The following is a 22,314-nucleotide window of genomic DNA, read 5'->3' as shown; positions in this document are numbered from 1 at the left end:
GGCGCGTAACGGTCTCTCACGGGAGCACATCGCGACAGGCCGGCGCGTTGCCGTGCATGCCGCGGATTGCCTCCTCGGTGATCTCGTCGAGCGCTGCGGGTGTGTACGGAAGGCCCTCGCCCCGGTCGAGTTCCTCTTCGCCCACTCGGACGGCCACATGCCAGGCCTGCAGGCGCTCGTCCTCCGCCTGCATGCGCCGGATGGCGTCCCCGATCACCTCGGTCGCGCTGCCGTACATGCCGCTCGCGACCTTGCCCTGGATGAATCGCTCCATTTCGGGGGATAGCTTGACGTTCATCCTCATGGTCGACGACTCCGCACTGCAATCACCATACGAGGGAATGACTGGCTCTTGGCCATGCCAGTTTCTAGCCCGATCTGGCTCGGGACTGGCATAATATGCCATTCGGCTGGGCGCCAATTCAACCCTACGCATCGACGGAGTCGCAGACCATGCCAACCCGCAACGTCGTACTCAGTGAGCACCAGCACGAACTCGTCGACACCCTGGTGAGCTCCGGTCGATACCAGAACGCGAGCGAGGTGCTGCGTGAGGGCCTGCGGCTGGTAGAGCAGCGCGAACGGCTCGAGGCCGCCAAGCTGAAGGCGCTGCAGGAGGCGAGCGCGGCTGGCTGGGCCGATATCGCGGCCGGCCGTTACACCGACGTCGAGGACACTGAGCTCGAGGCGTTCATCGAACGGCTGGGCCAGCAGGCCGCGGAGCGCGCCGGCGCCACGGGCTGATGTCCGGCTATCGGCTGTCTGCGGCGGCGCAGGACGATCTGCTCGGCCTGCTCGCCTGGACCGAAGCGCATCACGGCACCGATGCGCGCAAGCGTTACCAGGCGCTGATCGTCATAGCCTTGCGCGACATCGCATCCCGGCCGGACCGTGTCGGCAGCGTCCAGCGCCCGGAACTGGGCCAGGGTGTGCGGTCCTGGCATCTGCGAATGAGCCGCGACCGGGTCGCCGCCTCGACCGGCATCGTGCGGCGACCGCGGCACTTCCTGGTGTACCGATCCGAGCCGGGCCAGGTCCTGGTCGGCCGGGTGCTGCATGACTCCATGGAACTCGCCCGACACCTGAACGCGTCCACTTGGAAGGACGGGTGACGGCAGAATCAGCAGCTGAACCCATCCTCCGCCAGCTCGTACCCGGTGCTGCGCCCCCCGCCCGGCGTCCTGCGCAGCACCCCCAGCGCGACCAGCGCGCCGATGTCGCGCAGTGCCGTGTCCGGCGAGCACTTCGCGATCGCGGCCCACTTGCTGCTGGTGAGCTTGCCTTCGAAGCCGTCGAGCAGGCGGCTCAGAAGGCGCACCTGGCGCTCGTTCATCGGTGTGCCTGCCCAGCGACGCCAGAAGCGCGCCTTCCGCAGCACCTGGTCCAGTCCGGCGTGTGCGGCCTCGACCGCCTGGCGCAGGCTCGCCAGGAACCACGCCAGCCATTCGGTGACGTCGAGCGTGCCCTTCTGCGTGCGTTCCAGCACCTCGTAGTAGGCCTTGCGCGTGCGCTGGATCTGCGCCGACAGGCTGTAGAAGCGCCGCGGGCTGCCGTCCGCACGCGCGAGGAAGAGGTCGCCCAGCGCACGGGCGATCCGGCCATTGCCGTCATCGAGCGGATGCAGGGTGACGAACCACAGGTGCGCGAGGCCGGCCTTGATCAGCGGCGGCTCGCCGGTGTCGCCGTTCGCCCACGCCAGGAAACGCGCCATCTCGGCCGGCACCTGATCGGCGGGCGGCGCCTCGAAGTGCACCTTGCGGCGATGCACCGGCCCCGACACCACCTGCATCGGACCAGTGGCATCGTCGCGCCAGGCGGCCACGCGGATGCGCGAGATGCCGCTGTGCCCCGTGGGGAAGAGGGCCGCATGCCAGCCGAGCAGCCGCTCCTCGGTGATCGGCTCGTGGCAGCGCTCGGTGGCGTCCAGCACGAGCTCCACGATACCTTCGACGTGCCGATCCGCGGGCGCCAGCGCACCGATGTCCACCCCCAGGCGGCGAGCGATCGACGAGCGCACCGACGCCACGTCGAGCGACTCGCCCTCGATCGCGCTGGTCTCGACCACGTCCTCGGTCAGCGCGGCGAGGCTGGCCTGGTCGCGCAGGACCAGACCCACGTCCGCCAGGCGGCCGAGCAGCATCCCCTGGGCGCGGCTCGCGTCGGCCAGGGGACTGGCGAGCGCGGCCAGGTCGTAGCGCCAGCGGGGCCAGTCGGGCGCCTGCCAGATGTAGCGATAATCTCCGCTTATCATGCGGAGATTGTGGGCAGGTTTCACCGCAGGAGCAAGGCGCCGGCTTGAACTCGCGGGCTTGGGACGAGGAGACGCTCGCTTAAGATGCCGTCCAGGTACGCGCCGCCCCTTCGCAACAAGGGCTGATGACTGGAGAGACCAATGACCGCCCCCTCCGACACCCACTCCAAGCTCGTCGGCTACGCCCTGTGGATCTTCGGCTTCACCGGCGCGCACCGCTTCTACTACGGCAAGCCGGTCACCGGCACCATCTGGTTCTTCACGCTGGGCCTGCTGGGCATCGGCTGGCTGATCGACCTGTTCCTGATCCCGTCGATGGACCGGCAGGCCGACTTCCGCTTCCACGCGGGGCCGGTCAACTACACGGTGGCCTGGGTGCTGCTCACCTTCCTGGGCCTGTTCGGCGTGCACCGGATGTACATGGGCAAGTGGCTCACCGGCCTGCTGTACCTGGTGACGCTGGGGCTCTTCGGGCTGGGCTGGCTCTACGACTACTGGACGCTTAACGACCAGATCACGGTGGTGAATCGGGCGAAGGGGTGATCGCCGAGGAGCCTCGTTGGTGGGTCACTGTCCGAAGCCTGCCACGCCTGGTCGAGGCCGAACTGCCGACTTCCGAGCGCATCGGCAACCTGAGAACATCCCATGCATACCAGGGCTGCGCAGCCTGGATCCGATTCGTGTCGTATCCCATGTGATACGTTTCCGAGAGTTTCGGGAGCGGAATCATGGGAAAGACCGTCACGACCCCTTGGGATCCAGCCGATCACCTCGACACCGCGGAAGACATGGCTGCCTTCCTCGAGGCCGCACTCGAGGAAGGCGACCCTGCGCTGGTCGCGGCTGCACTCGGCGACATCGCTCGCGCCAAGGGCATGAGCCAGGTGGCACGCGAGGCCGGGCTTGGGCGCGAGAGCCTCTACAAGGCGCTCTCTCCGAGCGGAAATCCGGAGTTCTCCACCATCATGAAGGTGGTCTCGGCGCTCGGGCTTCGACTGCACGCAAGGCCGGCCTCCGGGAAAAGCGCGGCCTGACCAGTCGGGCGGCTCTCGGCGACCGGCAGCGATCTGCGTGAACATTTTCCCGAAAAGCGCACACACATTCCGGATTTCGAGTATCATCCGCCCCAGTTGTGCACTGCAGCAGTCCTCTTGTGCCGTTCTCCACGGCCATCCGGTGACAGGCCTGTTTTTCACAGCCCACCGCCGCCGACCTCCCGACACACCTTTCGTTTCGCGAGTCCGGCCTTCCCTGTACTCGCACCCGGCACTTCGTCCGGGTCATTGAACAGAGTGTGCCCGCGCCTTGCGCGGTCGCCTCCGAAAGGTGTTTTCATGTCCCAAGCCACGTTCGCAGAACTGGGCCTCGCCGCCCCCATCGTCGACGCGCTGACCGCCGCCGGCTACGAGCATCCGACCTCCGTCCAGGCGCAGTCGATTCCGTCCGCCCTCGAAGGCCAGGATCTGCTGGTGTCCTCGCAGACGGGCAGTGGCAAGACCGCCGCCTTCGTGCTGCCGGGCCTGCAGAAGCTGTTGACCGAATCGAAGATCTCCGGTCGCGGCCCGCGCATGCTGGTGCTCACCCCCACCCGCGAGCTCGCGCTGCAGGTGAACAAGGCTGCCATGACCTACGGCCGCGGCCTGCGCAATCTGCGCACCCTGTGCGTGGTCGGCGGCAGCCCCTACGCCCAGCAGCTGCGCATGCTCGAGCGCCCGGTCGACATCGTCGTCGCCACCCCGGGCCGTCTGCTCGACCACCTGCAATCGGGCCGCATCGACTTCGGCCGTCTGGAAATGCTGGTGCTGGACGAAGCCGACCGCATGCTCGACATGGGCTTCGTCGAGGACATCGAGTCTATCGTCGCCCGCACGCCCGAGACGCGCCAGACGGTGCTGTTCTCGGCCACGCTTGACGGCGTGGTCGGCCAGCTGGCCCGCCGCCTCACCCGCAATGCCAAGCGCATCGACGTGGCCGCTCCGGCACGCGAGTCGCTGATCGAGCAGCGCCTGATGTTCGCCGACGACCTCGGCCACAAGAACCGCCTGCTCGACGCGCTGCTGCGCGAAACCGGGCTGAACCAGGCCGTGGTGTTCGCCTCGACGCGCCGGTCCACCGAGGACATCGCCCAGCTGCTGGCCGACAGCGGCTTCGCGGTCAGCGCGCTGCACGGCGAAATGCACCAGGGCCAGCGTAATCGCACGCTTCAGGGCCTGCGCGACGGACGCACCCAGGTCCTGGTGGCCACCGACGTGGCCGCCCGCGGCATCGACGTGGCCGGCATCAGCCACGTCATCAACTTCGACTCGCCGCGCAACGCCGAGGACTACGTGCACCGCATCGGCCGCACCGGCCGCGCGGGCCGTACCGGGGTCGCCGTCACGCTGTTCAACCACAGCGAAGCGCACCGCGTGCGCGACATCGAGCGCTACACCGGCAAGCCGATCGAGGTGAGCACCATTCCCGGCCTCGAGCCGGTGCGCCGCGCGTCCTCCTCCAAGCCGCGCTTCGGTCAGGGCCGCCCCGGCGGCGGCAATGGTCCGCGTCGCGGTGCTCCCTCGTCCGGATTCGGCGCCAACCGCCCCTTCGGCGGCGGTGACCGCGGCGGTTTCGGCGGCGGTGACAACCGCGGCTTCGGCGGCGGCGATCGTGGCGGCTTCGGCGGCGGCGATCGCCCCCATGCCGGCGGCGCGGACAATCGCGGCTTCGGCGGCGAAAATCGCGGCAATCGCGGCAACGACCGCGGCGGCTTCGGCGGCAACGACCGCGGCTTCGGCGGCGGCGACCGCGGTGGCTTCGGCGGGCGCGGCCGTCCGGGCTCTGGCGCACGCCAGGGCCGGGGCTGAGGCCCAGGGCGCCTGGCCTTCGGGTCCGGCGCCCCTGCCGCGAAGCCTTCTGGCGCCGTGGCAGGCCGCCCGGTCACACCGGGCGGCGCCAGAATATGCAGCACCCCTCGCGCCCGTCCGGGCGCGAGTCACGTCTGGAGCCCCGCCATGCCCCGCGCCATCCTCGACGAAGCCAGCATCCACCCGGCGATCCGCGAATCAATCGCCTCGCATCACGCGGACATCCTGCGCGAGGTGCAGGGCGCCATCGCCTCCAACGACGTGGTGGTGATCGGAATGCGGTTCAATCCCTTCCCGAAACGCGCCCGCGCGGCGCTCACCCGCGCCGGCATCGCGCACCGCTACCTCGAATACGGCGGCTACCTGAGCGACTGGCGCCGGCGCAACGCGCTGAAGATGTGGACCGGCTGGCCCACATTCCCGATGGTCTTCGTCAAGGGCACGCTGGTGGGCGGCGCCCAGGAGCTGGAACGGCTGATCGCCAGCGGGGAGCTGCAGAGGATGCTCGCCGCTAGTTGATCGGCAGGCGCCGCTGTCTTTGCCTCGGTCTCGCGGCGCGGTTGGGATCGCCGGACATCAGCTTTCGCATGACTGTCAGACAACGACTGACGGATCGCTATAATCTGGAAACGAGAGTCATCCGGGAGCAGGCCATGTCAACGCGAATCAGCGCGCGTCTCGATGACGCCACGCAGGCAAAGCTCGAGTCGATCCAGGCGCAGACGGGCAGGACCGTCACCGAACTGGTGGCCGAAGCGCTCGATCTCTACTACCGCATGTTGCGAGCGGACAACCTCGAGTCCAACCGCGCCTTGCTGTCCCTCGCAGGCATCTTCAAAGGCCCGCCTTCACTTTCAGAACGTGTGAAGGAAGAGTTCACCGAGGCGCTCGATGGCAAGCACGCCGGTCATCGCTGATACTGGTTTCTGGGTTGCACTGCTCAACGAGTCGGACGCCCATCACACGCGGGCGGTGGAGGTCCTGCGGACCCTGGACCGCAGACTCGTCACCACCTGGCCCGTGCTGACCGAGACCTGTCACCTTCTGCTGCGCTGGGGCGGCGGAATGGCGCAGCGGCGCTTTCTCGAAAGCTGGGTGCAGGGGCGCTTCGACATGCACGACCTCGGCGCGAACCATGCGCCTCGTATCGACGCGCTGATGCTGAAGTACGAGTCGCTTCCCATGGATCTGGCGGACGCCTCGCTGGTGCTGATGGCAGAGATCCTGGAAAGCGGAGACATTCTCTCCACAGATCGCCGCGATTTCAATGCGTACCGATGGAAGAGCCGCAAGCCTTTCAACAACCTGCTCCTTCCTGGCTGACGCAGAGCCACCGCGGCGCCCCGCTCAGCGCACCGTGATCCGCCGCTCCGTCTGCGCCGCCACCGCGCCGTCGCGCAGCAGGCGGTAGCGGCCCACGTACTCGCCCTCGGGCCAGCGCCCGCCGCGCAGTCGGCGGCCGACATAGGCGAAGTGCGCCGCGAGATTGTTCTCGATGACGCGCTCGCGCTCGAGGATCCGGCGGCCGTTGGGCCCGGTCACCTCGAGGCGCTCGCGGTCGCCGCGGCGCGCGCCGAAGCTCTCCACGAAGAACACCAGCACGGGCGAGTCCCCCCCGAGGCCCTCCTCGTACTCGCCGCGCTGCGCCTTGCCGCGGTCCGCCTCCTCGGGCGCGAAGCCCGCGATGAGCACGTCGGTGGCGCGGTAGCGCAGCAACTCGACCAGATCGCCGCGCCAGAGGGTGTCGGCGGCGGGCCCCTGCGCGCAGCCAGGCGCGGCGTCGGCGGGCGGCTGACTGGCTGGCGCGTAGGGATCGAGCGCGCGTCCGTCCTTGTTGATCACGAAGTCCACATGCGGGAACTCGGTGTTGCCAGACAGGCCGACCAGGCCCAGCACTTCGCCCGCCCGCACGCGCTGCCCAGGCCGGACCCGCACCGACCCCTTCTTCAGGTGGCTGTACTGGGTCACCCAGCCGTCGCCGTGGTCGATGCGCACGCCGTTGCCGGCGTCCCGGCCGCGCAGGTTCTCGCGGCCGCGCTCGCGCACCGAGACGTCGGGTTCCCCGTCCCGCATGCCGACCACCACGCCGGGCGCGGCTGCCAGCACCTCGACGCCCTGCTCCATCCTCGCCAGGCTGCGCACCCGGAAATCGGTGCCCTTGTGCCCGTCGTAGGACAGATGGCCGCAGGCGAAATCGCGCCAGCCGCTGCCGGGATCCCGGTCGACGTGGTTCTGGACGAAGCAGTCCTCGCCGGGGGTGCAGCGGATCGGCAGGGCGAAGCGCATCGGCGCACCCGTGGCCGCCGCCCTCTTTCCGGAAGCACCCGCAGCACCCGCAGCACCCGCATCATCCGCGCCACCCGACGCCCCGGCAGCCCCGGCAGCCCCAGCAGCCCCAGCAGCGGCGTCAGGCTGCGCCCAAGCGGGTGCCGAGCAGAGCGCCAGGCCCACGGCCAGCAGCGCCGCGGCAACCCGCCGCGGCGCGTCCAGGCGGGGCGGCCGGCGCATCAGCTGCGCGCCAGCCCCCGCGGCAGGGGGAAGGCGGTGTGCTCCTCGATGCCGGGGAGCGTGGACACCCGCGCAGCGCCCAGCTCGCCGAGCCTGCGCACCAGCTCCTCGACCAGCACCTCGGGCGCCGAGGCCCCGGCGGTGATGCCGATGCGCTTGCGGCCTTCGATCCAGGCAGGGTTCAGCTCGGCGGCCGAGCCGATCAGCCGGGCCTCGCAGCCCATCTTCTCGGCGACTTCGCGCAGCCGGTTGCTGTTGGAACTGTTGGGCGAACCGATCACCAGCACCAGGTCGCACTGCGGCGCCATGAACTTCACCGCGTCCTGGCGGTTCTGCGTGGCGTAACAGATGTCCTGCTTCTTCGGCTCGGCGATCGACGGGAAGCGGCGCTTGAGCGCGTCGATGATCTCGCGGCAGTCGTCCACCGACAGCGTGGTCTGGCTCACGAAGGCCAGGCGCTCGGGGTCGCGCACCTGCAGGCGCTCGACGTCGGCCACGTTCTCGACCAGATGGACACCGTCGTCCGCCTGGCCCATCGTGCCCTCGACCTCCGGATGACCCGCATGGCCGATCATGACGATCTCGCGGCCCTCGCGGCGCATGCGCATGAGTTCCACGTGCACCTTGGTGACCAGCGGGCAGGTCGCGTCGAAGACGCGCAGGCCGCGGCCGTCGGCCTCGTGGCGCACCGCGCGCGACACGCCGTGCGCCGAGAAGATGACGGTGGCGCCGTCGGGCACCTCGTCGAGCTCCTCGACGAAGACCGCGCCTTTTTCGCGCAGGCTGCGTACCACGTGCTCGTTGTGGACGATCTCGTGGCGCACGTAGATGGGCGCGCCGTGGATCTCGAGGGCGCGCTCGACGATCTCGATCGCGCGGTCGACGCCTGCGCAGAAACCCCGGGGCTGGGCGAGCAGCGCTTCCATCAGAGCACCCCGAGGATCTCGACTTCGAACCGGATGCGCTGGCCGGCCAGCGGGTGGTTGAAGTCGAAGAGTGCCCACTGCTCGTTGATCTCCTTGAGCACGCCGGCGAAGCGGCCGCCGTCCGGCGTAGGGAACTCGACCAGGTCGCCCGGCGCGTAGTCGGTCTCGCCGTTGCTGTTGGCATCGAGCATCGTGCGCGTGACCTTCTGGATGAGCTCCGGGTTGCGCGGACCGAAGGCGGCCTCGGGCTCCAGATCGAACTGTGCGGAGCTGCCCTCGGCCAGGCCGACCAGGCAGCGCTCCAGTGGCTCGGCCAGCTGGCCGAGACCGAGCTGAAGGGTGGCGGGATTGCCACCAAAGGTCGTAACGACGTCGCCGCCGCCTTCCGCGAGACTCACCCGGTAGTGCAGCGTCAGGTACGAATCCGGGTGTACCTGCGTTCCGGTGGCTGTCATGGGGAAACTCTCCTGGGCGGCGCCCTGCGGTGTGCGGAAGCCCCGATTTTAAGCGATCCCCCCTGCCTGCCCCCCGGAGAACCCCCATTGAGGATGGAGACATGACGATCGCCCGATGGCCCGCCTCCCGCCAGCCGCGCGAGCGCCTGCTGGCCCACGGCCCCGAGGCCCTTGCCGACGCCGAAGTGCTCGCAGTGCTGCTGCGCACCGGCGTGCCGGGCACCGATGCCGTAACGCTGGCCGGCGCGGTGCTCGCCCATTTCGGCGGCCTGCAGCCGCTGCTGGCCGCCGACCAGGACGCCTTCTGCGGCCGCCACGGGCTCGGCCCCGCGCGCTGGGCCACGCTGCAGGCGGCGCGCGAGCTGGTGCGCCGCTCCACGCTGGAGGAGCTGCGCCAGGCGGACAGCCTGGAGTCGCCCGCCCAGGTGCGGCAGTTCCTCACGCTGTGGCTGCGCGACCGCCCCGCCGAGAGCTTCGTGGGCATCTTCGTCGACACCCGCAACCGGGTCATCGCAGCGCTGGAGCTCTTCCGCGGAACCCTGTCCCAGACAGCCGTGTATCCTCGCGAGGTGGCGCGCCAGGCGCTGCGGCTGAACGCGGCCGCGGTGATCTTCGCGCACAACCACCCCTCGGGCGTGGCCGAGCCCAGCGCCGCCGACCGCCTGCTCACCGCGGCGCTCAAGACCGCGCTGTCGCAGATCGACGTCACGGTGCTCGACCACCTGATCGTGGCCGGCAACCAGTGCCTGTCATTCGCCGAGCGTGGCCTGCTTTGACGCCGGCGCAGGAATCGCCCTATAATTACGGGCTTTGTAAAAGATCAGCCAGCCGTTTTCGGCGCCGCCAGATCGAGTTCATGTCCAGCGTGCAGTGCGCGCGGGCAGTCGTATGCCGGGAGGCAGCGGGCTCGAAGGCGCCGGGCGGAACACTCAGGAGTCCATGATGGCCCGTGTATGCCAAGTGACCGGGAAAGCGCCGATGGTCGGCAACAACGTCTCGCACGCCAATAACAAGACCAAACGCCGCTTCCTGCCCAACCTCCAGTCGCGCCGCTTCTGGGTCGAGAGCGAAAACCGCTGGGTGCGCCTGCGCATCACCAATGCAGCGCTTCGCCTGATCGACAAGAAGGGCATCGACGAAGTCCTCGCCGGGCTGCGCGCCCGCGGCGAAGCCGTCTGACCCCCTAGGAATACGTCATGGCCAAGTCCAACCGCGACAAGATCAAGCTGGAGTCCACCGCGGGCACCGGCCACTTCTACACCACCACGAAGAACAAGCGCACGATGCCGGAAAAGATGGCGATCATGAAGTTCGATCCCGTCGTCCGCAAGCACGTGTCGTACAAGGAAACCAAGATCAAGTGATGCCGCTGGGCGGGAGCGCATAGCCCCGCCGCAGGCCTCACCCGGTCCTGGACGCTGCTGCCGATACGGCAGCAGCGATCGAGAACCCCGCCGCGGCGGGGTTTTTGTACTTGGCCCGCCGCAACTGGCGCCCGGCAACGGGCGCCTCGCGCCGGCCCCGCCAACGACGAGGACCGAGATCCGTGACGATGACCCTCCCCTTCCTTGCCGGCCACGAACCCTGGATCCAGGCGCTGGCCGGGCTGGCGCTGATGTCGCTGCTGGCGATGTCCGCGCGCTGGCTGGCGCACTGGCTGCTCCAGCGCAGCCTGCGCCGCAGCGCCGACACGCTGCAGGGGCGCTGGAGCCGCGTCTTCCTGCACCGCACCGTGCTGGGCCGCCTGGCCCGGGTGACGCCCTCGCTGGTGGTGCAGCTGACGGTGGGCGCAATCCCGCACCTGCCGGACACCGCCAACGCGGTGATCCGCAACGTCGCGGTGGCGCTCACTGTGCTGCACCTGGTGCGGGTGCTGATGGCGCTGCTGGACGCGCTGCACGAGGAACATGAGGGCCGCGGCCGCTCCGAGAAGGCGCCGACGCGCTCGATCAAGAGCCACGTGCAGCTCGCCAAGCTCGCGCTGGTGATGCTGGGCGGCATCGTGATCGTTGCCGCGCTGATCGACCGCTCGCCGCTGATACTGCTGTCCGGCCTGGGTGCGATGTCCGCGGTGCTGATGCTGGTCTTCAAGGACACGCTGCTGTCGTTCACGGCGGGACTGCAGCTGGCCTCGAACGACATGCTGCGGGTGGGCGACTGGATCGAGATGCCGCAGCTCGGCGCCGACGGCGACGTGATCGACATCGCGCTGCACACGGTGAAGGTGCAGAACTGGGACAAGACCATCACCACCATCCCCACCTGGCGGCTGATGTCGGAGAGCTTCCGCAACTGGCGGGGCATGTCCGAAGCAGGCGGGCGGCGGATCAAGCGCACCCTGCGGCTGGACGCCGGCTCGGTGCGCTTCCTCGACGAGGACGAGATCGCGCGGCTCAAGCGCATCGCGCTGCTGCGCCCCTACCTGGAGCGCAAGGAGCAAGACGTGCGCGAAGCCAACGAGACGCTGGCGACCCGGCTCGGAGAGCTTGCGGTGGCGCCCGCCAATCGCCGCCGGCTGACCAACCTGGGCACCTTCCGCGCCTACGTGGACGCCTACCTGCGCAAGCACCCGGGCATCCACAAGGAGATGACGCTGATGGTGCGCGCGATGGAGCCTTCGTCCGAGGGCGTGCCGATGGAGATCTACTGCTTCACAGGGACCACCGCGTGGGTGCAGTACGAAGGCATCCAGAGCGACATCTTCGACCACCTGCTGGCGATCCTGCCGGAGTTCGGCCTGCGCCTCTACCAGAACCCCACCGGTCACGACATCGACCAGGGGCTGGCAACGCGCCTGGCGCGCGACCAGGCCGGCACGCGGTCGGCCTGAGGGCGCCTGGGGGCAGCCGCAGGGCGCCCAAGAAAAAGCCCCGCCGAAGCGGGGCTTTTTCATGCCGGACCGAAGGCGGGCGGAGGCCCGCCTGCGATCAGGCCGCCGCGTAGCAGCGCATGCGCAGCGCGATGTCCTGCAGCGCGCGCACGCCGCTGGCCTCGGCACGATGGCACCACTGCTGCAGCATCGCCACCAGCTGCTCGCGCGAGAGCGTGGAGCGGTCCCAGATGGCCGACAGCTCGTTGCGCATCTCGACGATCTTCTTGACCTGCTCGCTGGCGGCGAAGATCTCGCCCAGCTTGGCGCGCTGCTCGCCGGTCCACTTGGCGGCGTCGACCGCCAGCCACTTGCGGGCCGAGACCAGCAGGTGCCCCTGCGGACGGCTGACCGGCGCGACGCGGCGGGCCTCCTCGGCGCAGGCACGGCGCAGCGACACGGCGAACTGCGCCATCACGTCGTAGCGGTTCTGGATGACCGACTGCAGCGTTTCCACGTCCACCACCGGCTTTGCCTCGGCGAACTTCGGCGTGGGCGCGAGCCTGCGGACCTTGGCGAGACCCAGCACCGACATGATGCGGATGTAGGCCCAGCCGATGTCGAACTCGTACCACTTGGACGAGAACTTGGCCGAGCTGCCGTAGGCGTGGTGGTTGTTGTGCAGCTCCTCGCCGCCGATCAGGATGCCGATCGGAAAGACGTTGGTGCTGGCGTCGGCGCTGTCCCAGTTGCGGTAGCCCCAGTAGTGGCCGATGCCGTTGATGATGCCGGCGGCGTTGATGGGGATCCACAGCATCTGCACTGCCCAGATGGACAGGCCGATGACGCCGAACAGCGCGACGTTGATGATCAGCAGCAGCGAGATGCCCAGCGCGGAATGGCGCGTGTACAGATTGCGCTCGATCCAGTCGTCCGGAGTGCCGTGGCTGAATTTCTCGATCGTCTCGAGGTTCTTCGCCTCGGCGCGGTACAGCTCGGCGCCCTCGAGCAGCACCTTGCGGATGCCGCGGGTCTGCGGGCTGTGGGGATCGTCCGCGGTCTCGCAGCGGGCGTGGTGCTTGCGGTGGATGGCAACCCACTCGCGCGTGACCATGCCGGTGGTCAGCCACAGCCAGAAGCGGAAGAAGTGCGAAACGATCGGGTGCAGGTCCAGCGCGCGGTGCGCCTGGCTGCGGTGCAGGTAGATGGTGACGCCCGCGATCGTGATGTGGGTCACGATCAGGGTGTACGCGAGGATCTGCCATCCGGTGAGATCGGCCAGGCCGGTATCGAGGAAGGACAGGACCGAATCGAACAGTGCGGAATCGATCAAGCGGGGAACTCCAGTACGGACAAGTTGCAAACGGGCGCAGTGTACCCTGTGTCGGGCTTGCGTAACACCCTGATTTTTCGTTGTAAATCGGTCACGACGGTCAGGCCGGGCGCCGCCAGCGCACCGCGTAGAAGGCGTCGGTGTCGTGCCGGTCGGGGCGCAACTCGAGGCACTCCGCGTCCGGTGGCACTGCGCTCTCGGGCACTCCCTGGCGCGACAGCACCGCGCCGGCAGGCTCCACCGTCCAGCCCGGATGCGCGGCCTCGAAGGCGCGGCGCACCGTGTCGTTCTCTTCGTCGAGCAGGCTGCAGGTGGCATACACCAGCGCGCCGCCGGGGCGCACCAGCCGGGCGGCGGCGGCCAGGATGGAACCCTGCCGGGCGGTGAGCTCGGCGACGCCGGCGTCGTCCATCCGCCACTTGAGGTCCGGGTTGCGGCGCAGCGTGCCGGTGCCGCTGCAGGGCGCATCGACCAAGACCACGTCGGCGCGGCCCGCCAGCCGCTCGAGCTTGGGATCGAGCTCGTTGTCGATTCCGTAGGGCTGCACGTTGCTCGCTCCCGAGCGTGCCAGCCTCGGCCGCAGCCGCTGCAGGCGCCCGACGGAGACGTCGCAGGCGAAGATCTGGCCGGTGCCGCGCAGCAGCGCCGCCAGGGCCAGCGTCTTGCCGCCCGCGCCGGCGCAGAAGTCGACGACGGTCTGGCCGCGCCTGGGCGCGCACAGCAGCGCGATCAGCTGGCTGCCGCAGTCCTGCACCTCGACCAGGCCCTCGTTGAAGGCGCGCGTGCGCTCCAGGGCCGGCTTGCCGGCGACCCGGATGCCCAGCGGGGCCAGCGCCGACGGCTCGCAGTCGATGCCCTCGGAGCGCAGCGACGCCAGGGCCGTGTCGCGATCGCCCTTGAGCAGGTTTGTCCGCAGGTCCAGCGGCGCGGGCTTGAGCATCGAGGCGCCCAGCGACTCGAGCTCATCCTTCGGCATGCGCGCCGCCAGGCGCTCGTAGAGCCAGTCGGGCAGGCTCAGGCGGATCTCGGGGGCCAGCCCCGCGGTGCGGATCTGGGCGCGCTCCCTGGAAAGCGCCAGCATGCGCGCCGGCAGCGAGCCGCCAGCGCTCTGCGCGAGGCTGGCGTACAGCCGGCGGTTGCGCAGGACATCGAAGACCAGCTCGGCGACTTCGGCGCGGTCGCGCCGGCCCATCTCGCGGTGCTCAGCGAAGAAGCGGCGCAGCACGAGGTCGGCTGGCTGCCTGAAGCGCAGCGCCTCTATGAGCGCCAGTTCCGCCAGCGGCAGGGCCGCAGGTTCACGCCGGCCGCGGCCGCTGCCGCTGCCTGGCTGCGGGCCGCCACGGCCGCCGCCAGGCTTCGGGCCGCCGCGGCCGCCGCCTGCACCGCGTGCGCCCGGACGGTCTCCGGGGCGCGCCCCGCCCTTCGTCGCGCCGCTCATGCCCGCTCCGACCGCGGCAGCAGCAGGCCGGTCTCGCCAGGCCCGGGATCGCGCAGCCGCACCGTCCTGCCCCGCACCTCGACGCGTTCATCGATCATCCAGCGCACCGCCATCGGATAGATTGCATGCTCGGCCTCGAGCACGCGGGCCGAGAGCGCGTCCTCATCGTCGCCGGGCATCACCGGGACGGCCGCCTGGGCGAGGATGGGACCGGAATCAAGCTCGGCGGTGACCAGGTGCACCGTGGCGCCATGCACCTTGACGCCGGCCTCGAGGGCGCGGCGATGGGTGTCCAGGCCCGGGAAGGACGGCAGCAGCGACGGATGGATGTTGAGCAGGCGCCCTGCGAAGCGATCGACGAAGGCCGGCGTGAGGATGCGCATGTAGCCGGCGAGCAGCACCAGATCGGGCGAGTGCGCGTCGATGCGCCGCGCCAGGTCGGCGTCGTAGGCTTCGCGGTCGGTGCGGCCGGCGCTGTCCTCGACTTCCACCGGCAGGCCCAGCGCGCGCGCCGCCGCCAGCCCGGCAGCCTGGGGCCGATTGCTGATCACGGCCGCGATGCGCGCCGGCCAGCATTGCGAGAGGCAGGCCTGGGCGATCGAAATCATGTTCGAGCCGCGCCCGGAGATCAGCACCACGATATTTTTCATCGTCCCGATTCTAACATCCGGCGCCCCGAAACCTGGGTGTAAAGCCTTATAATTCAAGGTTTTGCCGGACAGCCCGGGCGGGTCGCGCCCATCGAACCTGCCAGTCAAACCCAACGCCAGCCCAACATGGAAGTCTTCCGCCTCCTGCCGCCCGCCGAACAGCGCCGCCCCTGCGCGCTGACGATCGGCAATTTCGACGGCGTGCACCGCGGACACCAGGCCGTGCTCGCGGCGCTGCGCGCGCGCGCCGACGCCCTCGGCGTGCCCTCCTGCGTGCTGACCTTCGAGCCGCACCCGCGCGAGTTCTTCGCCGAACTCACCGGCAAGCCCGACAGCGCGCCGGCCCGCATCCTCACCGAGCGGGACAAGCTCGACGCGCTGGCCGACCACGGCGTCGACCGCGTCTGCATCGCCCACTTCAACGCCTCGCTGGCCAACCTCGCCGCAGAGTCCTTCATCGACGAGATCATCGTCGACGGCCTGCAGGCCCGGCACCTGCTGATCGGCGACGACTTCCGCTTCGGCGCCAGGCGCCGCGGAGACTTCGCGATGCTGGAAGCGGCTTCGGCGCAGCACGGCTTCGGGCTGGCGCGCATGGACACGTTCACCGACGACGGCAGTCGCATCTCCAGCTCCTCGGTGCGCGGCGCGCTCGAGACCGGCGACTTCGCGCTCGCGCACCGTCTGCTCGGCCGCCCCTACTTCATCTCCGGCCACGTGGTGCGCGGCCGCCAGCTGGGCCGCACGCTGGGCTTTCCCACGCTGAACATCCGCATCCCCTTCGCGCGGCCCGCGGTGCACGGCGTCTTCGTGGTGCAGGTGCACGGCGTGGGCGAAGCCCCCTGGCCGGCAGTGGCCAGCCTGGGCACGCGCCCCGCGATCGAGCGCGACGGCAAGCTGCTGCTCGAGGTGCACCTGTTCGACTTCTCCGGCGACCTCTACGGACGCCTGCTGCGGGTGGAGTTCCTGCAGCGCCTGCGCGAGGAACGCCACTACGACGGCCTGGAAGCGCTCACTGCGCAGATCCGCCGCGACGCGCAGGACGCGCGGGACTACTTCGCGCGCCGCGACGCCGCGTCGGCCGGCTGAGCCGCGTCGCGCACCGACCCGCACCGACCCTCAGCAAGGCCGCGACGCCCCATCCGACCGAACATCCCACCCAGGAACGAACCCATGGCCGCAGACAAGGCACCCGCCTCCGGCAAGTCCTACCGCGACACGCTGAACCTGCCCGACACGTCCTTTCCGATGCGCGGCGACCTCGCCAGGCGCGAGCCGAAGTGGACGCAGGAATGGCAGGACAAGGGCGTCTACAAGCGCATCCGCGCCGCCTGCAAGGGCCGGCCGGTCTGGGTGCTGCACGACGGACCGCCCTATGCGAACGGCGACATCCACATCGGGCACGCGGTCAACAAGATCCTGAAGGACATGATCGTCAAGAGCCGCAACATGGCGGGCTTCGACGCGCGCTACGTGCCCGGCTGGGATTGCCACGGCATGCCGATCGAGATCCAGATCGAGAAGAAGTTCGGCAAGAACCTGCCGGCGGCGGAGGTGCAGGCAAGATCGCGCGCCTACGCCACCGAGCAGGTGGAGCGCCAGAAGAAGGACTTCATCCGCCTGGGCGTGCTCGGCGAGTGGGACAACCCCTACCTGACGATGGCCTTCCACAACGAGGCCGACGAGCTGCGCACGCTGGGCACGCTGCTCGAGAAGGGCTACCTGTTCCGCGGCCTGAAGCCGGTGAACTGGTGCTTCGACTGCGGCTCGGCGCTGGCCGAGGCCGAGGTGGAGTACGCGGACAAGACCGACATCGCGGTGGACGTGGGCTTCCCGTTCGCCGAGCCCGAGCAGATCGCCACGGCCTTCGGGCTGGACGCGCTGCCGGCCGAGCGCGGCTGGTGCTTGATCTGGACCACCACGCCGTGGACGCTGCCGTCGAACCAGGCGCTGAACCTTCATCCTGACTTCGAGTACGCGCTGGTGCGCACCGAGCGCGACGGCGCGCCGGCGCTGCTGCTGCTGGCCGCCGAGCGGGTCGAGGCCTGCCTGGCCGCCTGGGGGCTGCAGGGCGAGACCATCGCCACCTGCCGCGGGCGGGCGCTGGAGCTGATCAAGTTCCGCCATCCCCTCTACGATCGGCTGTCGCCGGTCTACCTGGGCGAGTACGTCACCCTGGACACCGGCACCGGCATCGTGCACTCGTCGCCCGCCTACGGCATCGAGGACTTCGCCTCCTGCAAGCACTACGGGATGACCGACGCGGAGATCCTGCAGCCGGTGATGGGCGACGGCCGCTACGTGGAGTCGCTCGAGCTGTTCGGCGGGCAGTCGATCTGGGCAGCCAACCCGAAGATCGTCGAGACGCTGCGCGAGCGCGGCAACCTGTTCCACGCCGAGAAGCATGCGCACAGCTACATGCACTGCTGGCGGCACAAGACGCCGGTGATCTATCGCGCCTCCAGCCAGTGGTTCGCCGGCATGGACCTGCAGCCGGTCGACGGCGGCGCCACGCTGCGCGAAGCCGCGCTCAAGGGCGTCGAGGCCACCGCCTTCTACCCGAACTGGGGCAAGGCGCGGCTGCACGGCATGATCGCCAACCGGCCGGACTGGACGCTGTCGCGCCAGCGCCAGTGGGGCGTACCGATGGCCTTCTTCGTTCACCGCGAGACCGGCGAGCTGCATCCACGCACGCCCGAGCTGATCGAGCAGGTGGCGCTGCGCATCGAGAAGGAAGGCATCGAGGCCTGGCAGAAGCTGGACCCGGCCGAGCTGCTCGGCGCCGACGCCGCCCACTACGAGAAGAACCGCGACACGCTGGACGTCTGGTTCGACTCCGGAACCACGCACCGCACCGTGCTGCGCGGCTCGCACGCGGAGCAGTCGCACTTCCCGGCCGACATGTACCTGGAAGGCAGCGACCAGCATCGCGGCTGGTTCCATTCGTCGCTGCTCACCGCGTCGATGCTCGACGGCCACCCGCCCTACCGCGCGCTGCTCACCCACGGCTTCGTGGTCGACGGCCAGGGCCGCAAGATGTCGAAGTCGATGGGCAACGTGATCGCCCCGCAGAAGGTCTCCGACGCGCTGGGCGCGGAGATCCTGCGCCTGTGGGTGGCCAGCACCGACTACTCCGGCGAGCTGTCGATTTCCGACGAGATCCTCAAGCGCGTCGTCGAGGCCTACCGCCGCATCCGCAACACGCTGCGCTTCCTGCTGGCCAACGTCGCCGACTTCGACCCGGAGCAGCACGCCGTCCCGGTGGCCGAGCTCTTCGAGATCGACCGCTATGCGATCGCGATGACCGCAGCCTGGCAGCGCGGGATCGAGGAAGACCTGGCGAAGTTCGAGTTCCACCCGGTGGTCGCCAAGCTGCAGACCTTCTGCTCCGAAGACCTGGGCGCCTTCTACCTCGACATCCTCAAGGACCGCCTCTACACGACGGCGCCCGGCAGCCGCGCGCGCCGCTCGGCGCAGACCGCGCTGCACCATGTCACCAGCGCGCTGCTGCGCGCGATGGCGCCCATCCTGTCCTTCACCGCCGAGGAGGCCTGGCCGCTGTTCGCGCCCAGGCTCTGGGCCGAAGGCGAGGAGACCATCTTCACGCAGACCTGGCACGAGTTTCCCGCGGTGCCAGACGGCCACCTGCTGGCGCTCAAGTGGGACCGGATCCGCGCGCTGCGCGGCGACGTGTTGCGCCGGCTCGAGGAGCTGCGCTCGGCCGGCGGCATCGGCTCCTCGCTGCAGGCCGAAGTTGAACTGCGCGTGGGCGGCGAGGACTACGACCTGCTGTCGACGCTCGGCGACGACCTGCGCTTCGTGCTGATCACCTCGGCGGCCACGGTGACGCGGGCGCAGGGGCAGGAGACCGAGGTGCTGGTCACGGCCAGCGCGCACGCCAAGTGCGAGCGCTGCTGGCACTGGCGCGCCGACACCGGCGCCCACCCGGAGCACCCCGGTCTGTGCGGGCGCTGCGTGGACAACCTCTTCGGCGAGGGCGAGCCCAGGCAGTGCGCCTGAGGCCCGCGATGTCCAGCACCGTGTCCGCCTCCGTGCCTCCCCCCGTGCCCAGGCCCGCTCCGTCCAGGGGCCTCGCCGGCTGGCTGTCGCTGGCGGCCCTGGTCATCGTCCTTGACCAGCTCACCAAGTGGCTGGTGCTGGGCAGTTTCGCGTTCGCCGAACGCCGTCCGGTGATTCCGGGCTTCTTCGACCTCACGCTGGTCTACAACACCGGCGCGGCGTTCAGCTTCCTGGCCGGCGCCGGCGGCTGGCAGCGCTGGTTCTTCGTCGGCATCGGCGTGGCAGCATCGCTGTTCATCGTCCACCTGCTGCGCCGCCACGGCGAGCAGCGGCCCTTCGCGCTGGCGCTCACGCTGATCCTCGGCGGCGCGCTCGGCAACGTCATCGACCGCCTGGTCCATGGCAAGGTGGTCGACTTCCTGCTGGTGCACTGGCGCGACCTCTACTGGCCCGCCTTCAACGTGGCCGACAGCGCGATCACCGTGGGCGCGGTGCTGATGGTGATCGACGAGCTGCGCCGGATGCGCAGCGCCCGCTGAGCCGCGCCCGCCCAGGCTCGCGCCCGCGCCCCTTCCACTCCCCGCCTGTTCAGGATCGACCGCCATGGAACTCGCCAACCGCCACCTCCTGCTGGGCGTCACCGGCGGCGTCGCCGCCTTCAAGGCCGCGGTGCTCGCCCGCGAGCTGCAGCGCCAGGGCGCCACCGTCCAGGTGGTGATGACCGAGGCCGCCACGCGCTTCGTGGCCCCGGCCACCTTCCAGGCGCTCACCGGGCGCACGGTCTACACCGACCAGTGGGATGCGCGCATCGACAACAACATGGCGCACATCGAACTCTCGCGCGAAGCCGATGCGATCCTGATCGCACCGGCCACCGCGGACTTCATGGCGAAGCTGGCGCTGGGCCTGGCCGACGACCTGTTGTCGACGCTGTGCCTGGCGCGCAACTGCCCGCTGCTGGTGGCCCCGGCGATGAACCGCGAGATGTGGGACGCGGCGCCCACCCGGCGCAACGTCGCGCAGCTGCGCGCCGACGGCGTCACGGTGCTGGGCCCGGACGCCGGCGACCAGGCCTGCGGCGAGGTCGGCATGGGGCGGATGCTCGAGCCCGAGGACCTGGTCGAAGACGCGATCGCGTTCTTCGTCGCCAAGGGCCTGGCCGGGCGCCGCGTGCTGATCACCGCGGGCCCCACCTTCGAGCCGATCGACCCGGTGCGCGGCATCACCAACCTGTCGTCCGGAAAAATGGGCTTCGCGATCGCGCGGGCCTGCCGGCAGGCGGGCGCCGACGTGGCGCTGGTGGCAGGACCGACGATGCTGCCCACGCCGCGCGAGGTGCGCCGCGTGAACGTGCAGACCGCGCGGCAGATGGCCGACGCGGTGCACGCCGAGATGGCCGCCGCCGCCGCCGACGTATTCATCGCAGTGGCCGCGGTGGCCGACTGGCGGGTGGCCAACGCCAGCGCCAGCAAGCTCAAGAAGACCGAGGGCGGCGCGCCGCCGGCGCTCGAGTTCGTGCAGAACCCGGACATCCTCGCCGGCGTGGCGGCGCGGCCGGACGCGCCCTACTGCGTCGGCTTCGCCGCCGAGAGCGAGGACCTGGAGCGCAACGGCCAGGAGAAGCGCCGCCGCAAAGGCGTGCCGCTGCTGGTCGCCAACATCGGCCACGCCACCTTCGGGCGCGACGACAACGAGCTTCTGCTGATCGACGCCGAAGGAATGCGCCGGCTGGAGCGCGCGCCCAAGGACCGGCTGGCCGCGGAGCTGGTCGTGGAACTCGCGCGACGCGTCGGACCGGCGCGCTAGAGCTTCGCGCCTTCGATGATGCTGCCGAAGCGCTCCCACTGCTTGCCGTTCCAGCGCTGCAGCTGCATCTGACGCAGCGGGTTGTGGTTGGTCGGACTCGTGTTGACCTTGATGCCGGGCAGCAGCATCGGGTTCTCCACGTCCTTCAGATTGTTCGCCTGGGCCATGATGCTCTTGCGCGAGAAGTCGCCGTTGCACTGCCTCAGCAGTTGCACCAGCACCGCGGCGCTGATGAACCCGTGGACGTTGAAGAAGTCGTCCGGATTCCCCTCGGGGTAGTACTTGGCCATGAACGCCTTGTAGGTCTTCACCCCGGCGTCATTGCTCCAGGCCGGATCGCCAGGATCCTTGGTGTAGACCGACGTGATGGTCCCGATCGAACGTTCGGCTCCTGCCGGGTTGATCGTCGCGGCCACCGACGACACTCCGACAGGGATGAAGTGCATCGGCTTCCAGCCCAGTTCGCTGATGCCGCGGATGGCGAGCGCACCGAACTTGCCGGTGACGCCCGAGAGCAGCACGTCGACGCCGGCGCCCTGCAACTGGATCAGCTGCGAAGAGATGCTCGGATCGGTGACTTCGAACGAGACCGCCTTCACCATCGAGTCGTAGCGGTCACCGAGCACGTCCTTCGCGCCGATGACGTAGTCGCGTCCGAAGTCGTCGTTCTGGAAGAGCAGCCCGATCTTCGCGTTGGGCTTCTGCTGCAGCGCGTACTTGACGTAGATCTGGGCCTCGACCCTGGCGCTCGGTCCGAAGCCCATCGACCAGGGGTAGGTCTTGTAGTCGCCCCACTTGTCGCCATTGACCCCGAGGAAGAGATGCGGCACCCCGAGGCTGTTCACGTACTTGACGATGGCCGAGTTCGGGCCGGTGCCAAGGTTGGCGAACAGGAAGGCCACCTCGTCCTGCTCGATCAGCCGACGGGCCTGCTCGAGCGTCTTGGGCGGCGAGAAGCCATCGTCGTAGACGATGTAGGTGAGCTTGCGGCCGGCGATCCCGCCCTGCTCGTTGATCATCTTGAAGTAGCCCAGCTGCGCCTTGTTGATCGTGCCCAGCGCCGAAACCGGCCCGCTGAACGAGGTCGTGGACCCGAACTTCAGCTCGGTGGCGGTCACGCCGGGCAAATTCTGCGCACGGGCCGCGCCGGGAAGCAGCATGGAGGCTGCCACGCCGGCGGCGCCAGCCAGGATGGTGCGTCGATCGGACTTCATCATTCTCGGGTCTCCGGATTGTTGCGTCGGCCTGGAATCGCGGCCTGCGTCGCCGAGCAAA

25 protein-coding genes are annotated in these 22,314 nt (G+C 69.5%); 16 read left to right on the top strand and 9 right to left on the bottom strand.

The window, feature by feature from the left end:
• Positions 1-16 precede the first annotated feature (16 nt).
• Entirely contained in the window at positions 17-304 is a 288-nt protein-coding gene (locus tag HNQ70_RS04325) for a type II toxin-antitoxin system ParD family antitoxin (protein WP_183964640.1), read from the bottom strand.
• A gap of 149 nt (positions 305-453) precedes the next feature.
• Between HNQ70_RS04325 and HNQ70_RS04320 the strand changes: the two genes are divergently transcribed.
• Both HNQ70_RS04320 and HNQ70_RS04315 read left to right on the top strand, forming a co-directional pair.
• Positions 454-744, top strand: a complete 291-nt coding sequence (locus HNQ70_RS04320; RefSeq protein WP_183964638.1) for a type II toxin-antitoxin system ParD family antitoxin — start codon at positions 454-456, stop codon at positions 742-744.
• Entirely contained in the window at positions 744-1,112 is a 369-nt protein-coding gene (locus HNQ70_RS04315) for a type II toxin-antitoxin system RelE/ParE family toxin (protein ID WP_183964636.1), read from the top strand. Before HNQ70_RS04320 ends, HNQ70_RS04315 begins: the two co-directional genes overlap by 1 nt.
• Before the next feature lie 8 nt (positions 1,113-1,120).
• On the opposite strand, the gene HNQ70_RS04310 is transcribed toward HNQ70_RS04315, so the two are convergent.
• Positions 1,121-2,251: a Fic family protein gene (locus tag HNQ70_RS04310; RefSeq protein ID WP_183964634.1), complete on the bottom strand. Its 1,131-nt coding sequence runs from the start codon at positions 2,249-2,251 to the stop codon at positions 1,121-1,123.
• A 141-nt stretch (positions 2,252-2,392) separates the two neighbouring features.
• Between HNQ70_RS04310 and HNQ70_RS04305 the strand changes: the two genes are divergently transcribed.
• The 6 genes from HNQ70_RS04305 to HNQ70_RS04280 all read left to right on the top strand — a co-directional run bounded on the left by HNQ70_RS04305 (position 2,393) and on the right by HNQ70_RS04280 (position 6,417).
• A complete protein-coding gene (locus tag HNQ70_RS04305) occupies positions 2,393-2,794 on the top strand; it encodes an NINE protein (protein ID WP_183964632.1) in 402 nt (133 codons plus the stop codon).
• Positions 2,795-2,979: 185 nt separating this feature from the next.
• Complete coding sequence (locus HNQ70_RS04300; protein WP_183964630.1) at positions 2,980-3,285, top strand: addiction module antidote protein; 306 nt, start codon at positions 2,980-2,982, stop codon at positions 3,283-3,285.
• Between the two features lie 300 nt (positions 3,286-3,585).
• Positions 3,586-5,094, top strand: a complete 1,509-nt coding sequence (locus HNQ70_RS04295) for a DEAD/DEAH box helicase (RefSeq protein WP_183964628.1) — start codon at positions 3,586-3,588, stop codon at positions 5,092-5,094.
• 147 nt (positions 5,095-5,241) lie between these two features.
• Positions 5,242-5,613: a glutaredoxin domain-containing protein gene (locus HNQ70_RS04290; RefSeq protein WP_183964626.1), complete on the top strand. Its 372-nt coding sequence runs from the start codon at positions 5,242-5,244 to the stop codon at positions 5,611-5,613.
• A gap of 134 nt (positions 5,614-5,747) precedes the next feature.
• A complete protein-coding gene (locus tag HNQ70_RS04285; protein ID WP_221302640.1) occupies positions 5,748-6,011 on the top strand; it encodes a ribbon-helix-helix domain-containing protein in 264 nt (87 codons plus the stop codon).
• Positions 5,986-6,417, top strand: coding sequence for a type II toxin-antitoxin system VapC family toxin (locus HNQ70_RS04280; protein WP_183964613.1), 432 nt, complete (start codon positions 5,986-5,988; stop codon positions 6,415-6,417). The genes HNQ70_RS04285 and HNQ70_RS04280 overlap by 26 nt, the downstream gene beginning before the upstream one ends.
• A gap of 24 nt (positions 6,418-6,441) precedes the next feature.
• On the opposite strand, the gene HNQ70_RS04275 is transcribed toward HNQ70_RS04280, so the two are convergent.
• The 3 genes from HNQ70_RS04275 to HNQ70_RS20080 all read right to left on the bottom strand — a co-directional run bounded on the left by HNQ70_RS04275 (position 6,442) and on the right by HNQ70_RS20080 (position 8,983).
• The gene (locus tag HNQ70_RS04275; RefSeq protein ID WP_183964612.1) at positions 6,442-7,380 is read right to left on the bottom strand and encodes a M23 family metallopeptidase; all 939 of its coding nucleotides are present in this window, start codon (positions 7,378-7,380) and stop codon (positions 6,442-6,444) included.
• A 221-nt stretch (positions 7,381-7,601) separates the two neighbouring features.
• The gene (gene ispH / locus HNQ70_RS20085) at positions 7,602-8,528 is read right to left on the bottom strand and encodes a 4-hydroxy-3-methylbut-2-enyl diphosphate reductase (protein WP_246434698.1); all 927 of its coding nucleotides are present in this window, start codon (positions 8,526-8,528) and stop codon (positions 7,602-7,604) included.
• The gene (locus HNQ70_RS20080; protein ID WP_246434697.1) at positions 8,528-8,983 is read right to left on the bottom strand and encodes an FKBP-type peptidyl-prolyl cis-trans isomerase; all 456 of its coding nucleotides are present in this window, start codon (positions 8,981-8,983) and stop codon (positions 8,528-8,530) included. Before HNQ70_RS20080 ends, ispH begins: the two co-directional genes overlap by 1 nt.
• A 101-nt stretch (positions 8,984-9,084) precedes the next feature.
• Here HNQ70_RS20080 and radC point away from each other — a divergent pair, with 101 nt between their 5' ends.
• The 4 genes from radC (at position 9,085) to HNQ70_RS04250 (ending at position 11,813) form a co-directional block, all read left to right on the top strand.
• Positions 9,085-9,759 carry a RadC family protein gene (radC, locus tag HNQ70_RS04265; protein WP_183964610.1) on the top strand — a complete coding sequence of 225 codons (675 nt, stop codon included), beginning with the start codon at positions 9,085-9,087 and terminating at the stop codon, positions 9,757-9,759.
• A 166-nt stretch (positions 9,760-9,925) separates the two neighbouring features.
• Complete coding sequence (rpmB, locus tag HNQ70_RS04260; protein ID WP_183964608.1) at positions 9,926-10,162, top strand: 50S ribosomal protein L28; 237 nt, start codon at positions 9,926-9,928, stop codon at positions 10,160-10,162.
• Positions 10,163-10,179: 17 nt separating this feature from the next.
• Entirely contained in the window at positions 10,180-10,347 is a 168-nt protein-coding gene (gene rpmG / locus HNQ70_RS04255) for a 50S ribosomal protein L33 (protein WP_183964607.1), read from the top strand.
• Between the two features lie 188 nt (positions 10,348-10,535).
• Positions 10,536-11,813, top strand: coding sequence for a mechanosensitive ion channel family protein (locus HNQ70_RS04250; RefSeq protein ID WP_183965462.1), 1,278 nt, complete (start codon positions 10,536-10,538; stop codon positions 11,811-11,813).
• A 97-nt stretch (positions 11,814-11,910) separates the two neighbouring features.
• On the opposite strand, the gene HNQ70_RS04245 is transcribed toward HNQ70_RS04250, so the two are convergent.
• The 3 genes from HNQ70_RS04245 to purN form a co-directional block, all read right to left on the bottom strand.
• A complete protein-coding gene (locus HNQ70_RS04245) occupies positions 11,911-13,110 on the bottom strand; it encodes a DesA family fatty acid desaturase (RefSeq protein ID WP_183965459.1) in 1,200 nt (399 codons plus the stop codon).
• 115 nt (positions 13,111-13,225) lie between these two features.
• Positions 13,226-14,563, bottom strand: coding sequence for an RsmB/NOP family class I SAM-dependent RNA methyltransferase (locus tag HNQ70_RS04240; RefSeq protein WP_183964606.1), 1,338 nt, complete (start codon positions 14,561-14,563; stop codon positions 13,226-13,228).
• Positions 14,560-15,213 (bottom strand): phosphoribosylglycinamide formyltransferase, encoded by a 654-nt coding sequence (gene purN, locus HNQ70_RS04235; protein WP_183964605.1) that lies wholly within the window; start codon positions 15,211-15,213, stop codon positions 14,560-14,562. The genes HNQ70_RS04240 and purN overlap by 4 nt, the downstream gene beginning before the upstream one ends.
• 126 nt (positions 15,214-15,339) lie before the next feature.
• Here purN and HNQ70_RS04230 point away from each other — a divergent pair, with 126 nt between their 5' ends.
• From HNQ70_RS04230 to coaBC, 4 genes are all read left to right on the top strand, one after another.
• A complete protein-coding gene (locus HNQ70_RS04230) occupies positions 15,340-16,302 on the top strand; it encodes a bifunctional riboflavin kinase/FAD synthetase (protein ID WP_183964604.1) in 963 nt (320 codons plus the stop codon).
• 84 nt (positions 16,303-16,386) lie between these two features.
• Positions 16,387-19,233, top strand: coding sequence for an isoleucine--tRNA ligase (ileS, locus tag HNQ70_RS04225; RefSeq protein ID WP_183964603.1), 2,847 nt, complete (start codon positions 16,387-16,389; stop codon positions 19,231-19,233).
• A gap of 8 nt (positions 19,234-19,241) precedes the next feature.
• On the top strand, positions 19,242-19,772 hold the full coding sequence (gene lspA, locus HNQ70_RS04220; protein ID WP_183964601.1) for a signal peptidase II: 531 nt from the start codon (positions 19,242-19,244) through the stop codon (positions 19,770-19,772).
• A 64-nt stretch (positions 19,773-19,836) separates the two neighbouring features.
• A complete protein-coding gene (gene coaBC, locus HNQ70_RS04215; protein WP_183964599.1) occupies positions 19,837-21,039 on the top strand; it encodes a bifunctional phosphopantothenoylcysteine decarboxylase/phosphopantothenate--cysteine ligase CoaBC in 1,203 nt (400 codons plus the stop codon).
• Here the strand turns inward: coaBC and HNQ70_RS04210 are convergent.
• Positions 21,036-22,256: an ABC transporter substrate-binding protein gene (locus tag HNQ70_RS04210; RefSeq protein ID WP_183964598.1), complete on the bottom strand. Its 1,221-nt coding sequence runs from the start codon at positions 22,254-22,256 to the stop codon at positions 21,036-21,038. The genes coaBC and HNQ70_RS04210 overlap by 4 nt on opposite strands.
• Positions 22,257-22,314 lie beyond the last annotated feature (58 nt).

The sequence above is a fragment of the Quisquiliibacterium transsilvanicum genome (genome assembly GCF_014202215.1).
In the GTDB taxonomy this organism is placed as follows: domain Bacteria; phylum Pseudomonadota; class Gammaproteobacteria; order Burkholderiales; family Burkholderiaceae_E; genus Quisquiliibacterium; species Quisquiliibacterium transsilvanicum.
The sequence above is the reverse complement of the archived record's forward strand: the minus strand, read 5'-3'. Positions and strand labels throughout refer to the sequence as shown.